The following is a 14928-nucleotide window of genomic DNA, read 5'->3' on the forward strand; positions in this document are numbered from 1 at the left end:
CTATTAACTGATCGGCATTACAGCGATGGCTGCCCTTTTTTATTGCCGGTTTTACTGCCGCCGAAAGCGCATATCACGATAGCTATGCCGCTCACCCGGCTCAGCCGCATAGGGTTCCAGCGTAAAGCCGGTAACCTGACGGCGGTTATTCAACTGAAAGTGGATTAACGCCGGCCCGGCAACATTAGGATCAGTCCAGCGCACGATAAAGCTATGATCGGCAAAAGGTTCCAGCCGGCCTTGCAGATTAATCATCCGCGCCGATTGCAGACTTAACCCCTGCTCATCCTGAGCAATCAGCATCCCACCAAACCAGTTATCGTTATAGTTGCCAGCATACTCCTGCAGCGCCAGCAGTACCTCGCCGGTACCAACAGGTTGTGCCGCGGCCGGCCGACCCGCCGCCCGCTGTTGTTGCGCGGCATAAAACGCCACCCAGTCCTGTTGCTGGTCAGGCGCCAGATAGTGCTTTAACAGGCTTTGCACCACCGCCTGACGCGCACCACTATTCGAACCATTGTTCAGCACCACAAAACCCAGTTGCTGCTCCGGCACCAATACCAGATGCGCCTGAAAACCAGACAAGGTGCCGGTATGATGTACCACTTTAACGCCATGCATATCAGCCATGCGCCAGCCCAGACCATAGGCGGCAAAATTAACCTGATCCAGCTCGCGGTCATTGCTGCCCACCGCCATCAGGGTTTGCGGCGCCCACATTTGCAGCAACTGCGTCTGACTAAAGGGCGCGTTCGCAGCAGCCTTACCCTGATACTGCGCCAGTAAGAACTGCATCCAGGGCACCAGGTCGCTGGCACGACAGACAACACCGCCGGCGGCGGCCGACATCAGCATCTTGCCGTCAATGGCATTACGCGGAATGGCCACAAAGCCATCTTCGGCACTAAAGCGATAGGGTTGGGCGGCATTTTGCAAGGTATCTGCCGGCTGATCTCCGGCAAAACACTGCATATTTAACGGCGCAAAAATGCGTTTAGCGACAAAATCCTGCCAGGGTTCGCCAGCCACTTTCGCCACCAGCTCGGCAGCCGTAATATAGAGCACATTGCTGTACGCATATTGCGACCGGAAGCTGCTGACCGGCGTCAGATAACGCAGATTATGCACCACCTCGTCGCGGCTAAAGCCACTGGGCTCAGGCCAAATCATGCTGTCACCGGCAGCCCCGGCCAGGCCGCTGCGCTGACTTAACAGATCACGAATGGTAAATTCAGCCGTTACCCAGGGATCCTGCAGCCGAAACTGCGGTAAATACTGCACCACCTTGTCATCCCAGCTCAGCTTGCCCTCATCGACCAGAATCGCCACTGAAGCAGCAGTAAAGGCCTTACTGACCGACGCCAGCCGAAAATAGGTGTCACTATCGACCAGGGCGCCCGTTGCCAGATCGCGCTCACCGAAGCCCGCCAGATGCAACACCTGACCATCCTTTACCACCGCGATGGCCATACCGGGTGTATCAAACTGCTGCAACGCCGCCGGCACCAGCTGCGCCAGATCTGGCAGCGCGGCTGGCGGGTTGGTATTGGCCCAAACGCCAACACTGCCGGCAAAACCAAGTACACAAAGCAAATAGCGTATTGTCATTCTGCTGTCCTTTAAACTTGTGGTCTGAGCAAGGTCATTTTCTGGCTGGCACTGAGCGTAAAGTACTCGCCCGGGCCACCGCCGCGCAACAGTGGATCGGCCGCCAGCGTATCAAAGACGCCATTAACCAGCAGTTGCGGTGCGATATGCACCCCTATTACTTCGCCTAACACCAGCCAGGTGGGCAACTCGCGACCATCGGCGGCCTTGAGTGGCAACAACTGGCTGAGTTTACATTCAAAGCGCACCAGGCTTTCTGCGACCTGCGGCGGCCGGACTAAGCGCGATTCGGCCATCGTCAGGCCAGCCAGTTCAAATTCGTTGACCTCAGCCGGCACTGTCGCACTGGTTTGATTCATCGCAGCCGCCAGCGGCCGGCTGACCAGATTCCAGCAAAACTCGCCGCTCTGCTGGATATTTTGTACCGAATCTTTCCAGCCGGTGCTGGCAAAGCCAATAATCGGCGGACTGTAATTAAACAAATTAAAAAAGCTGTACGGTGCCAGATTGACCTGCCCCGCCGCGCTGATACTGGAAATCCAGCCAATCGGCCGCGGTGCAATAATGCTGTTTAGCGGATCATGGGCCAGGCCATGGCCCTGTGCCGGTTGATAAAAATGCACGCTTATCTTACTCCTTCTCCACCTTTGCCGTTAGCCTACTACTGATGGCCGCAGCCTGCTTGTGTTTAGCCTGCCAGTAAATTAGCTTAAGTGCCAGTGTTGTTCGATTGAGAGCCGTGCCGATGCCTGATTTTCGCAGTGATACCGTAACCCGCCCCAGCCACGCCATGAAAGAAGCGATGTTTCACGCCGCGCTGGGCGATGATGTTTTTAATGATGACCCCACGACGCTAGCCCTACAAGACTATGCCGCTAAGATGCTGGGCTTTGACGCAGCGCTATTTGCACCGAGCGGCACCCAGACCAATCTGATTGCGCTGATGAGCCACTGCCAGCGCGGCGATGAAGCCATTGTCGGCCAACAGTGGCACACCTATAAATGGGAAGGTGGCGGTATGGCGGTGCTAGGCTCGATTCAACCGCAACCGCTGGCACTGCAGCAAGATGGCACCCTGGCGCTACAGGATATTCAGGATGCAATTAAACCTGACGACCCACATTTTGCCCGTACCCGGCTGATTGTGATTGAGAATACCGTTGGTGGCAAAGTGCTGCCACTCGGTTATATGCAACAGGTCGCCGCCTTAGCCAAAGCGAGTAACTTACAATGCCATATTGATGGTGCCCGGCTATTTAATGCGGCAGTCGCACTGGCGCCCAATCATCAGCTTAGCCCGCAGGCGATGGCCCGGGCACTTTGTCAGGGCTATGACTCGGTCTCGATTTGTTTATCCAAAGGCCTGGGTGCACCGGTTGGCTCTTTGTTATTAGGCTCGGCCGATTTTATTCAACGTGCGCGGCGCATTCGCAAAATGCTGGGCGGCGGCATGCGCCAGACGGGTGTGATTACCGCAGCCGGCCTGTATGCACTGCAGCATAATATCGAGCGGCTGGCCGAGGATCATGCCAACGCCCGCTTGCTGGCGGAAGGCTTACAGGCATTAAGCCAGCAAGGCCGCTTTGCCGGCCAGCTCAGGGTATTGCCGGTACAAACCAATATCCTGTTTACTGAACTGCCGCTGGCGCTGGCCGATGCGTTACAGCACTTTTTGGCGCAGCATCAGGTTCAGCTAACCGCCAGTAACTACGCTAATGCCAGCAGTCAGTTCAAACGCATGCGCTGGGTGTGTCATTTGGATATCAGCCGCGGCGATATTGAGCAGACACTGGATTTATTAGCCAGGTTTGCGCATAGTGAAGCTTAACTATTTTGCCAGCCTTGCCGCGGAGCCTGACCATGAAACTGACCTTTATTGCTGCTGCCTTATTTGCCGGTAGCATGTTAAGCCTGAATAACAGCCATGCCGCCGAGGTGCTGCGCATCAGTCCGCAACTGGAGCAACAGGTGATCAGTTGGCGGCGCGATCTGCACCAGAATCCGGAACTGAGTAACCGCGAGTTCCGCACTGCTAAGGTGGTCGAAGATCATTTACGTAAACTGGGGCTGGAAGTACAAACCGGCATCGCCCATACCGGTGTCGTAGCCATTTTGGATAGCGGTAAACCGGGTCCGCTGCTGGCACTACGCGCCGATATGGATGCGCTGCCAGTCACGGAACTAACTGATCTGCCGTTTCGCTCGACCGCAAAAGGCGAATATCGCGGTAAAGAAGTGGGCGTGATGCATGCCTGCGGCCATGATTTACATGTCGCCATGTTGATGGGCGCCGCCGAATACCTGGTACAGCAGAAAGCGCAGCTTACTGGCAAGGTGATGTTTATTTTCCAGCCAGCCGAAGAAGGCGCACCAGCCGGTGAAGAAGGTGGCGCGGCACTGATGTTAAAGCAGGGCCTGTTTGCCAAACATAAGCCGGAGGCGATCTTTGGTATTCATGTCTGGTCAGCGGCTAATACCGGTGTGGTGCAGTATCGTAAAGGGCCGCTAATGGCCTCGTCGGATCGCTTTGAAATCCGCGTTAAGGGAAAACAAACCCATGGCTCAGCGCCCTGGGGTGGTGTTGATCCTATCGTCGCGGCGGCGCAGATTATTAATAATGTGCAAACCATTGTCAGCCGGCAGATTAATATTACCCGCGCCCCGGCCGTACTAAGCTTTGGTATTGTTGAAGGCGGGGTGCGCAATAATATTATTCCGGATGAAGTCTATCTGGAAGGCACTATCCGTAACTTTGATTTAGGCATTCGCCAGCAAATTTTTGGCCTGTTAAAGCAGGCAGCCGAAGCCAGTGCCGCCGCAACCGGCGCCACGGCCGAAGTGAAAATTGAAGAGGGTTACCCGGTAACATTGAATGATCCGGGGCTAACCAGCCGCTCGCTGCCTATTCTGCAGCAGGTCGCCGGTCAGGATAAGGTGCAGGAAGGTCAGTTGGTCACCGGCGCCGAAGATTTCTCCTACTATGCGCTGGAAACGCCGGGCCTGTTTGTATTTTTGGGTATCACCCCGGAGGGCCAGGATCCGGCTAAAGCACCCGCCAACCATTCACCGCATTTTTATGCCGACGAGAAAGCGCTAAAAACCGGTACTGAAATGTTTAGCACCCGCCAACCATTCACCGCATTTTTATGCCGACGAGAAAGCGCTAAAAACCGGTACTGAAATGTTTATTAACTGGGTGCTGGCGTACCCCGCAAGCTAATTGTAGACTGGTGAACAGCCAGCCAGGAGTGGCATGGCGATAACAATAATAACAACTCACCGGGAGTGATATGCGTTTCGCTATTTTTGTCTTTATAGTCTTTAGCTGCGGTGCAGTATTAGCACAACAACGGCCGATGTCTGAGCAAATGCCAAGCGGTCAACCTTTAGGCACCGGCATGCCAACCGGCTTTCAGTTCCGTGACATGACGCGTTTGAAGGATGCCGCTGATAACGCGGTTAGCACTACTTACTATGCCTTTCTGGTTGATGGCTTACCCGAAGTCACAGGTACCGACACCGGCGTTAACTGGTGGCATGTTAATCCACTGCTTGAACGCGGCGACTTTCCGGCAGCGCTTAGTCAGCTACAACAACTATTAACATTCGGCAATGAGTGGGCGGCTGTGTTGCTGGCTGTGATGGCCGAACAGGGTCTGGGCCAGCCGGCAGACCCGATTACTGCGCTCGCCTACTATCAGTTAGCCGCCAAAATCCAGGACGGTAAACCGCAACCGGCGCAGTTGGCTCTGCTCAAACAACTGACACCGGAGCAAATTCAGGCCGCCACTGAACTTACTGACCAGTTTATTGCTGGCATGAAGATTCGGCCCTGGGAATACCGGCCCAGAGCTCAGCCAGTGTTGATACCCGATCCCAAAAATGGTCTGGTTTTCAACCGCCGGGAACGGAGTAAGGCATTTTTTGGTAGCGCTACCGTGCTGTCTCTGGTCAATGAGCGTGGAGAGGTGCTGTTTACCGAAGCCGTCTCTGCTAACCCAGCAGGGCATTTTGTGCCCTCAACCACCAAATTTATGCAACGCCGTCGCTACGAGCCTGCCGGCACCAAGCAGATTGCCCGCTTGGTGGCGGATATTCCGCAAGGCAATGCTGTGCACACCAAGATGCTTACGCAACTGATCACTGAGCATAAATTATGGCAGCGGGCGACCACCGGCGAAGCCGAAGCCCAATATCAATTGGCACTGCTGTTAGATTTAGCCGAAATTCAGGTCAGTAAAAGCCGCCTGAATTTTGAACCAATCTTACCTAGTCAGGAACTTCCCAGATTTGAGCTGTATAATCAACGCTACGACGTCTGGACCTACTTCGCTAACCCCATCAATGCCAGCTTTACCAAAATTGAGCAAGGTGAATTAGTGTCAGAAACTCTGGATACCGCAACTTTGGCATTAGTTAAAAAAGAGCTTGGCGAAGACGCACCCGCCGGCCGCTATCGGGTTTATTCGCAAAATCTTGGCTTGAAATCAAAAAATGCCGTTATTGAATGGCAAATTACTGTCCCGCTTGGCTTAAGCGCCAACTTCTGGTTAAAGCGGGCTGCAGAAAGTGGTTTTGAACCGGCCCAACGTGAACTGGCACTGCGCCTGAATACCTGGGAACACTATATCGCCGAGCAGGGTAAAGACCCACTCATTATGGCGTGGTACGCCGTCCGTTTGTACAATGAAGAACGCAAAACCGAGGCGTTAGCGATGTTACAACGGGCAGAGCAAGCCGGTTATCCGCATGCCAGGCGCTTTCGTGAATGGTTAACTGAATACGACCTGTAACCAAGGATTGTTACTATGCCACGACACCTTAAACTCGCCCTATTATTTGCCTGCAGTCTGCCGGCTCAGGCACAGCTGCCACTACAACAACAACTGGAGACCTTATGGCAGCAAGGCGCCTATGCTGAAGCAAAAACCCTGCTGGCACCCCAGGTAAACAAAAAGACCAAAGATGCGTTTTTACTGGCCGCTTTGGGGCGTACAGAGCTGGCTCTGGGGGAAACCGAAGCGGCTGCCGACTGGTTGGAAAAAGCCATCAAACTGGATATGACTAATGCGGAATATCAGTTCTTATACGGCAATGCCAGTTGTAACCATGCCCAAAAAGCCATTATGTTGAGCGCGTTGGCGCATGCCAAACGCTGTGTAAAAGCCTATGAAACGGCACATAGCCTGGCGCCGGCTGAGCCAAAATATTTGCAGGCGCTGGCGCAGTATTACGCCCAGGCGCCGGGTATTGCCGGCGGCGATAAAGCCAAAGCCAAGACGCTGGCAGAGCAACTAACAACAATCAACCCGCTAAAAGGCCAACTGCTGCAGCTGGAATTGCTACTGCGTGAAGATTTAGCGCAGGCCGAAGCCATGCTGGCGCAGTCTGAACTATTACAGCAAAGACCTGAAGCCTACTTTTTAATCGGCGTAGAGCAGGCAGCAAAACGCGACTATCAGGCGGCAATCCGGCAGTTCCAGCTGGCCAGCGAGCAGCAGGTCACCGATCGTGACGCACAACGCAGCAGATTGCTGGCGCTATATCAGTTGGGCCGCGCCGCGGTGCTGGCGAAAACCGCCACCGGACAGGGAATCAACGCTTTGCAGCAGTTTATTACCGAAAGTCAGGGGCAATTACCCGAATTTCAGGAATGGGCACAGTTTCGCTTAGCTCAGCTCTATCTGGCTAACGAACAACGCCCGGACGCCGAAGCGCTGTTACGGCCTCTGCAAGCCAGCACCAAGGACGATAACCTGAAAACTGAAATTAAAAAGGTACTGTAATGCGGCCACCGGCCATGCAAGGCATTCACCATGTGGCGCTGATTTGCAGCGATTATAAACGCAGTAAGCGGTTTTATAGCGAAACCCTCGGCCTGCCGATCCTGGCCGAGCACTATCGCGCAGCACGCCAGTCCTGGAAACTGGATTTACAGCTGCCAGATGGCAGTCAGCTGGAGTTATTTAGCTTTGTCGGCGCGCCACCCCGCCCCAGCCGCCCGGAAGCACAGGGGCTACGCCATTTGGCTTTTGCCGTAACCGATCTGGATGCCTGGCTGGCTTATTTACAGCAGCAAGGTGTTACCACTGAGCCAGTACGGGTAGACGAATATACCGGCAAGCGCTTTACGTTTTTTCAGGATCCGGATGGCTTACCGCTGGAGTTATATCAAGTCTAGTCATTTAACTGCCGAGCAATAGAGCAACAGCCCAAACACTAAACCAAACCCCGACTCCGGTATGCTTGCCGTACCGGAGTCGCAATCTGCAATGGTAGGTAATGAATCGTTAGTTAACTTTATCGAGGTGACAGCATCAGCTTAGAGATGTGCACCATGTTCAACATTCGGGAACAGTGGTTTTACAAACTTCGCTTCTTCCTGATAACGATTTCTGGTATCCCAAAGGTCAACTGTATGTTGAATATTGAGCCAAAACTCTGGTGTGTTACCTAATGCCGCAGCTAACTTTATGGCTATCGGGGCGGTTAATACACCGCCATTAAGCAAATTGCTTACCGTGTTTCTGTGCACGCCCATTGCTTCAGCGAGCGTTTTCGATGTAATGCCCATTGGTTCAAGAAATTCTATTTTTAACATTTCTCCAACATTAACCGGGCGACGTTTTGTCTGACGCATAGCCGATACCTCAATACTTGTGCGGGTCCAGGTAAGTGTTTAATGCGACACCATCAACCCACTTGAAAATCAAACGATATTGCTTATTTACCCTAATTGAACACCAGCCTTTAAGGCTCCCTTCCAGATGCTCAAACCTGTTGCCTGGTGGAACTCTTAAATCAGACTCGGCCTGGGCTGCATCTAAGATTTCTAATTTTCGAAATAGAGCATTTTCTATACTGACCGGAATCAAGCGATGTCGTTTATCGTCTTCATAAAACTGCTCTAACCACTTATCTTTAAATTCTAATGCCATCGAAACTTGCACTGTCTGACTGTGCATCAATATCTAAAGCATACTGCACAATGGCATTGTGCGCAAGTTTGGTTTTCAGGCAGGACTATAGCGAGGTTTATAATGCAAGCGCCAAAAATATCTTAGCTTTTATTATCACGCGTCTCGTTAAGATTACTTCGGTATGCTTATCTTAACAGAGCTTACCCCAATATAGACCAGCGCCACCCACACAGCGCCGCTTAGAAAAAGTAACCACTCGATTGCCGGGCTTAGTTCGACGAAAACATTACCTTTAGTTGTCGCCGAAAGCATGGCCAGCAACAGCAGGTTAAAGCTGCCCAGTAACACCTGTTTATACTGAGCTGCCCGCTGCAACAGAACTAACAGACCTACGATAGCGATCGCTAAAAAGCTGGCCGAGATAATGGTTAGCAAATTATGCATCGGTGTGGTCACCGCAATAAAGGCATAGACCATAGCACCCACCCCACATATCTGCACCGTCTTGCTGGCGATGGATTTTGGATACGAAGTGGAAATAAGCCAAAACATTACGCTAAGGCTAGTCGCATACAGCAACATGGCAACAAAGGCGAAGCTGCGGGCGGTGTTAGTCAGGCCATTTAAAGCCAGCGGCTGAAATAATGCCGAGACATAATTGGCAGTAAAACTAAAACCATCGGTACTGGCATCCCAGCTGGTGCCACCGGGATAGTTCCAGGCGGCAAGGAGCCAGAACGGTATGGAAAGGAGTAGTACATTGATTGGTAGATATCGTTTAATCATGGTTAGTATTGGTATCTTTTGAGTATTAATGCCTGCAGCGGCGATGAGCTCACCTAACGTTTATCCGACAGAAAAATCCGAAGTTCAGTAGCTTGTGCGGGCTCAGCATTCGCTGCCAGCGGCGCGAATTGCTGCTCGACTTTTGTTAGTGCCTGCGCCACCACTTGGGCCGGTTTATGGCGCAGTGCCAGCATCAGTCCGGTTAGCATAATCAGTAGTACACCGGCGCCCTGCAACAGACTTAACTGCTCGGCAAACAGCAACCAACCGGCCAGAATAACGGTTACCGGCTCCAGATAAGCCAGGGTAGCGTACACCCGGGTCGGTAAATGCTGCAAGGCGACAATGGCGCAGTAGATCGCCAAAAAGCCGGGGAAGATACCGGCCAATGCAATCCAGAGCAGGCTGTCGCTGGTTGGCGGCGCCATACCGCCTAAAAATGGCAATACGCAACAGGCGCCGATCAGCAGCTGATAAAAGGTGCGTTGTAACTGCGAGTGGCCAGGCTGCGGCCGGCGGTTTAACAGCAAAAAGCCGCTGTAGGCCAGCAGTGATAACAGGCCAAACAGTAAGCCGGGCAACTGTGCGGCATCCAGCACCAGTTGAAACTGGAACTGCTGTAGCATGGCAAAACCTAAAAAAGATAAGGCAATCAGGCCGGTATCGGGTAAATCCAGCTTTTCCTGCAGCAGCCAGTGCGCGACGACGGCTGATAGCGGCGGTGCCAGATACACCAGCATTATCGCATTGGCCAGGCTGATATACTGAATGGCACTAAGAAAGCACAGCATAAAGCTGGCCAATAGCACGCCGTTTAGCGCAATGCGCCAGTCGGGTTTGGTCTTTAGCAGTGCCAGCCGGCCGCTGACCAGTAATAACAGCAATAAGCAGAGTGCGCCCACCGCCAAACGATAAAATGTCAGCTCAGCGGCGGCCAGGCCACTTAGTCTGGCAATCACCCCGCTACTGGCCATCGCTACTGCCGACACCAGCGCCAGCAGCATATAAAACCCCATGGCTTACCTCAAATAACAAAACCGGCCTACTCGGTAAAAGTATGCCGGTTTTCACGATTTTTTACGAGCTGTGGTTTACAAGTTGCTCGCTAGGGCCTGGTGTGCAGGCCTTATTTGCTGACTCTGCTTAGCCCGCTAACCCGAGTTCCGCATACCGGCAGCAATACCGGCAATGGTGACCATCAGCGCGCGGTTGCTTTGTGCGGTTAAATCATCCGGTGCCTGGCGGGCGCGCTTTAACAGCTCCACCTGCAGGATATGCAGCGGATCGACATAGGTATTGCGCAGCATAATCGACTCGCGGATCCAGCCTTCTTTTGCCATCAGCGTATCACTGTGAATTAACTGCAGTAATAGCTGGCGATCGGCTGCCAGTTGCTGCCGCAGTTGTTCCCCCAACGGTTGCAGGGCGGCCGGCACCAGCACCTTGTCATAGTAGGCTGCGATCTCGGCATCCGCTTTTAAGAATACCATTTCCAGCATCGACAGCCGGGTAGCAAAAAACGGCCACTGCTGCTGCATTTCATCCAACAGCGCGCTGTGACCAGCATCGACGGCTTTAGCCAGCGCACTGCCGGCACCGAGCCAGGCGGGCAGCATTAAACGGTTTTGCGACCAGGCGAAGATCCAGGGGATAGCCCTTAAACTTTCGACGCCACCGGTCGGGTTACGCTTCGCCGGCCGGCTACCCAGTGGCAATTTACCCAGTTCCTGCTCCGGCGTGGCGGCACGGAAATAAGGCACAAATTCCGGATTATGCCGCACCACCGCACGATAAGCGTCGCAGGAATCGCTGGCCAGTGTGCTCATCAGCTGGCGCCAGCTGGCTTTGGGTACCGGCGGCGGCAATAACAGCCCTTCCAGTACCGCACTGGCATACAGCGCCAGGCTGCGCACCGCTAATTGCGGTAAGCCGAATTTAAAGCGGATCATCTCGCCCTGCTCGGTCACCCGCAAACCGCCGACTAACGAACCCGGCGGCTGCGATAAGATCGCCGCATGCGCCGGGCCACCGCCACGGCCAATGGTACCGCCGCGGCCATGGAATAAGGTGAGCTTAACGCCATAGTCACGACTCAGCTGCACCAAGGCTTCCTGTGCGCTATATTGTGCCCAGGCCGCGGCCAGCACGCCGGCATCTTTGGCTGAGTCAGAGTAACCAATCATCACTTCCTGGCGGCCATTAATATAGCCACGGTACCAGTCGATGCTAAGCAGCTGCTGCATACAGTCCGGTGCATTTTGCAAATCACTCAGGGTTTCAAACAAAGGCGCTACCGGCATTGGGAAGCTGATACCGGCTTCTTTTAACAATAGTTGCACCGCCAGCACATCTGACGGCTTACCGGCCATCGAAATCACATAGGTGCTTAAGGCTTCACTGCCATGGCGCGCTACGATATCGCAGGTATCCAGTACTTCCTGTACTTCAGCCGATGGCTGCCATTGCTTCGGGAACAGTGGTCTTTTATTCGGCAGTTCGCGCAGTAAAAAGGCCTGACGATCGGCCTCGCTCCAGGCGGCGTAATCGCCCAGCCCCAGATAACGGGTTAACTCTGAGAAGACCTGAGCATGGCGGCCGGCATCCTGGCGGATATCCAATTTTAGCAGCGTTAAACCAAAAGCATAGCCGCGGCGCAAAGTGTCAGTGAGCCGGCCCTGGGCAATGCGGGTCATGCCGCTTTGCTGTAGTGACTGATAGCACAGCAGCAAGGGTTCTAGCAGCTGCTGATTATGCCAAATCAGATCGGCCGGGCGCTGCAGCCGGTCATGTTTTAATGCTTCGGTTAACCAGTCGCGGGTATAAACCAGTTGCTGGCGTAACTTATTTAACACGGCGCGATATGGCTCAGATGCCTGTTCACTGGCGGCTTGCAGCTCTGCCGAGGCCTGATTCATCGACAGCTCGGTCGACAGCAGATCTAAATCCTGAATAAAGAGATCGGCCGCTTTCCAGCGACTTAGTAACAACACCTGACGGGTTACCTTGGCAGTAACGAAGGGATTTCCGTCGCGGTCGCCGCCCATCCAGGACGAAAAACGCACCGGGGCGGCGTCCAGCGGTAAACCCTCGCCCAGTGCGCGTTGTAAATCGGTATCCAGTTCGCGCAGAAAATCCGGCACCGCCTGCCAGAGTGAGCTTTCAATCACAGCAAAACCGGATTTTGCTTCATCTACCGGCGTTGGCCGCTGTTCGCGGATTTCATTAGTATGCCAGGCCTGGCTAATCAACTCGGTGAGTCTGAGCTCGGTTTGCTGGCGCTGCCACGGCGTTTGCGGCTGTTCCAGTGCAGCCAGACAGCCGGCAATTTCGGTAAGCTTGTGGATCAGGGTGCGGCGCGCGACCTCGGTTGGGTGTGCGGTTAACACCAGCTCAATCGACAAATCATGCAGCGCCTGGCGGATATCGCCTTTCGCAATGGCCTGCTGTTGTAAGCGCTGAAACAGTTCGGTGAGCGGTTCCGGTTTTTCAATACTGCTGCGCCCGGCGGCGCTAATACTAAATTGCTGTTCGGCCAGATTGGCCAGATTCAGAAACTGCGCAAAGGCGCGGGCCACCGGCAGTAACTCATCATCCGACAGTGCCGTCAGCACCTGCCGTAGCTGTTCCGCCTGCTGATTATCGCCCTGCCGCGCTGCCTTAGACAGCTGACGGATTTGCTCCACCCGTTGTAACACCGCATCACCCAGATGCTGACGCAGCGTTTCACCCAGCTCGGTACCCAGTAACCCGACATTGGCTCTGAGAGCCGCATATTGATCCATAACCGTGCTCCACTGCTTATTGATAAAATACACCCTAGCGCGTTCTGCTTTGGTACTCAACACTGATTGCTTACCAATTGAGCAACAGTTTTTACAGCATGTCGCCGCGCACTGCACCGCGGCGCATTTGCGTTTATACTGCGCCAGTACTTTGTAAACAGGAGCTGCTATGAGTGATTCAGCCAGTCAAACCAAACCGAAAAAAGGTGGCGGCCTGCTACCCAACCTGCTGATTAACGTGGCCATTCCGGCCATTATCTTAAGTAAATTCTCCGGCGAGCAGCACTTGGGGCCGGTATGGGGTTTAGTGGTCGCGCTGGCGTTTCCGGTGCTGTATGGCCTCTGGGATTTAAAACAGGCCGGCAAAGTGAATTTTTTCTCGGTGCTGGGGGTGATCAGTGTGCTGCTGACCGGCGGTATCGCGCTGTTGCAACTGGACGCCAGCTATATTGCGATTAAAGAGGCGGCCATTCCCGGCGCCATTGGTCTGGCCGTGTTAATCAGCCAGTATACGCCCTACCCGCTGGTGCAAAAGTTTATCCTGAACGGCGAGATTCTCGACACCGATAAGCTGTATCAGGCACTGGCAGAGCGGAAAAACACGGTATTATTTGAGCGCAAACTGACGCAGGCCGGCTATCTGGTCGCCGCTTCGTTTTTCCTGTCATCGGTGCTGAATTATATTCTGGCCAAGGTGATCCTGGTCAGTCCGCCGGGCACCACTGCCTTTAATGAAGAGCTGGGCAGAATGACCTGGCTAAGTTACCCGGTGATTGTCCTGCCCAGTATGCTGGTGCTGTTTTTTGCCATCTGGTTTATTTTCAGCAGCATCAGCAAGCTAACCGGCCGCGAGCTGGATAGCTTTTTAAACCAGCCTTAATCAACCTTGTTATTTGGCGGCAGCTGCGCCCGCAGTGCTGCCAGCTCGGCCTGCAGCTGTTGCATCTGGCTGACTAAGTCATACTGCAGCTGCTGTTTCGCATCAATTTCTTCTTTATGCTCTTCGTCATGCATGCTTTGCACCGCATTCACGATCACCGCAATAAACAGGTTTAACATGGTAAAGGTGGCGATAAGGATAAAGGGCACAAAGAACGCCCACGCATACGGGAATTGCTCCATCACCGGCCGTGAAATACCCATCGACCAGCTCTCCAGCGTCATGATCTGGAACAGCGTATACAGGGTGCGGCCAATATTACCAAACCACTCCGGAAAGGCTTCGCCAAACAGCTTAGTCGCCATTACGGCCGACACGTAATACACCAGCCCCAGTACCATGGCAATCGACAACATACCGTTTAACGACTGCACCAGTGCGCCAACGATTTTTTTCATCGAGGGTACAAAGGTCAGTACCCGCAATACCCGCAGTACCCGTAGCGCGCGCAGCACTGCAAAAGGCCCGCTGGCCGGTACCAGCGCTATCGCAACCACGGTGAAGTCGAACAGGCTCCAGGCATCTTTAAAAAAGGCGCCGCGATAGGCAAAGATACGCAGTGCAATCTCCAGCACAAATACCGCCAGGATCAGTTTATCCAATAACATTAACGGCGCGCCGGCCACCGCCATTACACCCGGTGCCGTCTCCAGCCCCAGAATCACCGCATTAATTAAAATCAGGCTTAATAAGCTGCGCTGTACCCAGTTTTTTTGTAACCAGGTTGCCACCTGTTGCTGCAAGCTTCGCTCTACTGTGCCGGTTATCTCTGTCATAGCGCCTCCAAATTGAATGCGCGCTATTGTAGAAGAACGCGCTAAGAGATCAATCACCGAAACGTCCGGGCCAATAGAAAAAAACCCGGCACTTAGGCCTGTCTCTTGATCACAAG

14 protein-coding genes are annotated in these 14928 nt (G+C 53.6%); 6 read left to right on the plus strand and 8 right to left on the minus strand.

Annotated features, from left to right (window positions below):
• Window positions 1-51 precede the first annotated feature (51 nt).
• Window positions 52-1608 (minus strand): serine hydrolase, encoded by a 1557-nt coding sequence (locus tag AAY72_RS04525; RefSeq protein WP_008985111.1) that lies wholly within the window; start codon window positions 1606-1608, stop codon window positions 52-54.
• Window positions 1609-1619: 11 nt separating this feature from the next.
• A complete protein-coding gene (locus AAY72_RS04530) occupies window positions 1620-2231 on the minus strand; it encodes a flavin reductase family protein (protein ID WP_008985110.1) in 612 nt (203 codons plus the stop codon).
• 122 nt (window positions 2232-2353) lie between these two features.
• On the opposite strand from AAY72_RS04530, the gene ltaE reads away from it, so the two are divergent.
• The 5 genes from ltaE (at window position 2354) to AAY72_RS04555 (ending at window position 7789) form a co-directional block, all read left to right on the plus strand.
• Window positions 2354-3436 carry a low-specificity L-threonine aldolase gene (gene ltaE, locus AAY72_RS04535; RefSeq protein ID WP_057785754.1) on the plus strand — a complete coding sequence of 361 codons (1083 nt, stop codon included), beginning with the start codon at window positions 2354-2356 and terminating at the stop codon, window positions 3434-3436.
• A gap of 32 nt (window positions 3437-3468) precedes the next feature.
• Window positions 3469-4788 carry an amidohydrolase gene (locus AAY72_RS04540; RefSeq protein WP_057785755.1) on the plus strand — a complete coding sequence of 440 codons (1320 nt, stop codon included), beginning with the start codon at window positions 3469-3471 and terminating at the stop codon, window positions 4786-4788.
• Window positions 4789-4898: 110 nt separating this feature from the next.
• Window positions 4899-6401: an SEL1-like repeat protein gene (locus AAY72_RS04545; RefSeq protein ID WP_057785756.1), complete on the plus strand. Its 1503-nt coding sequence runs from the start codon at window positions 4899-4901 to the stop codon at window positions 6399-6401.
• A 15-nt stretch (window positions 6402-6416) separates the two neighbouring features.
• Window positions 6417-7394: a hypothetical protein gene (locus AAY72_RS04550; RefSeq protein ID WP_057785757.1), complete on the plus strand. Its 978-nt coding sequence runs from the start codon at window positions 6417-6419 to the stop codon at window positions 7392-7394.
• Window positions 7394-7789 carry a VOC family protein gene (locus AAY72_RS04555; protein WP_008985105.1) on the plus strand — a complete coding sequence of 132 codons (396 nt, stop codon included), beginning with the start codon at window positions 7394-7396 and terminating at the stop codon, window positions 7787-7789. The genes AAY72_RS04550 and AAY72_RS04555 overlap by 1 nt, the downstream gene beginning before the upstream one ends.
• A 141-nt stretch (window positions 7790-7930) precedes the next feature.
• On the opposite strand, the gene AAY72_RS04560 is transcribed toward AAY72_RS04555, so the two are convergent.
• The 5 genes from AAY72_RS04560 to ppc form a co-directional block, all read right to left on the minus strand.
• A complete protein-coding gene (locus AAY72_RS04560) occupies window positions 7931-8248 on the minus strand; it encodes a HigA family addiction module antitoxin (RefSeq protein WP_057785758.1) in 318 nt (105 codons plus the stop codon).
• Window positions 8249-8258: 10 nt separating this feature from the next.
• Complete coding sequence (locus AAY72_RS04565) at window positions 8259-8546, minus strand: type II toxin-antitoxin system RelE/ParE family toxin (protein ID WP_057785759.1); 288 nt, start codon at window positions 8544-8546, stop codon at window positions 8259-8261.
• 153 nt (window positions 8547-8699) lie between these two features.
• Window positions 8700-9314 carry a hypothetical protein gene (locus AAY72_RS04570; protein WP_057785760.1) on the minus strand — a complete coding sequence of 205 codons (615 nt, stop codon included), beginning with the start codon at window positions 9312-9314 and terminating at the stop codon, window positions 8700-8702.
• Window positions 9315-9367: 53 nt separating this feature from the next.
• Complete coding sequence (locus AAY72_RS04575; RefSeq protein WP_057785761.1) at window positions 9368-10330, minus strand: DMT family transporter; 963 nt, start codon at window positions 10328-10330, stop codon at window positions 9368-9370.
• A gap of 135 nt (window positions 10331-10465) precedes the next feature.
• Window positions 10466-13096 (minus strand): phosphoenolpyruvate carboxylase, encoded by a 2631-nt coding sequence (gene ppc, locus AAY72_RS04580; RefSeq protein ID WP_057785762.1) that lies wholly within the window; start codon window positions 13094-13096, stop codon window positions 10466-10468.
• A gap of 169 nt (window positions 13097-13265) precedes the next feature.
• Between ppc and AAY72_RS04585 the strand changes: the two genes are divergently transcribed.
• Entirely contained in the window at window positions 13266-13976 is a 711-nt protein-coding gene (locus tag AAY72_RS04585) for a VC0807 family protein (protein ID WP_057785763.1), read from the plus strand.
• Here AAY72_RS04585 and AAY72_RS04590 read toward each other — a convergent pair.
• The gene (locus AAY72_RS04590; RefSeq protein WP_231728896.1) at window positions 13973-14812 is read right to left on the minus strand and encodes an ion transporter; all 840 of its coding nucleotides are present in this window, start codon (window positions 14810-14812) and stop codon (window positions 13973-13975) included. The genes AAY72_RS04585 and AAY72_RS04590 overlap by 4 nt on opposite strands.
• Window positions 14813-14928 lie beyond the last annotated feature (116 nt).

This window comes from Alishewanella sp. WH16-1 (assembly GCF_001441695.1).
Lineage (GTDB): Bacteria > Pseudomonadota > Gammaproteobacteria > Enterobacterales > Alteromonadaceae > Alishewanella > Alishewanella agri.